The following is a 392-nucleotide window of genomic DNA, read 5'->3' on the forward strand; positions in this document are numbered from 1 at the left end:
GCCCGCTTGCGGGGGAGGTCGGATCGCATCGCTAGATGCGATCCGGGTGAGGGCTTTCTCCACATAGCGAGTCCCGCCGCGGAGACACCTCACCCCACCCTCTCCCGCAAGCGGGAGAGGGTGCGCATCTCCGTCGAGGCGCTAACCCGCGCGGTCGCTGTAGGCGAGCTTGACGACGTGGTCGCGAATGTCCGGCGGCCATTCGGCGATCTCGCCGACGAAGCGGCGGCGGTCGTCGGCGAACAGCGCGCGCGAGGCCTCCTCGAATTTCGGGAGGTTGCCAGCCATCGCCGACATGAAATGATAGGCGGCATCGCGTGCGGCGCGTTGGCGGTCGCGGTCGCCGCTGCTGCGGCGCGCCTCGTCCACGAGCTTGCGGAGCGCGACCGAGG

General features: G+C 69.9%; 1 protein-coding gene. It reads right to left on the minus strand.

Annotated elements, in window-relative coordinates; translation table 11 throughout:
- Positions 1–141 precede the first annotated feature (141 nt).
- Positions 142–392 (minus strand): DUF2239 family protein (locus CWO89_RS45310; protein WP_130584491.1); only part of this gene is annotated, 251 nt, incomplete at its 5' end.

Source organism: Bradyrhizobium sp. Leo170 (assembly GCF_004296405.1).
Classification (GTDB): Bacteria; Pseudomonadota; Alphaproteobacteria; order Rhizobiales; family Xanthobacteraceae; genus Bradyrhizobium.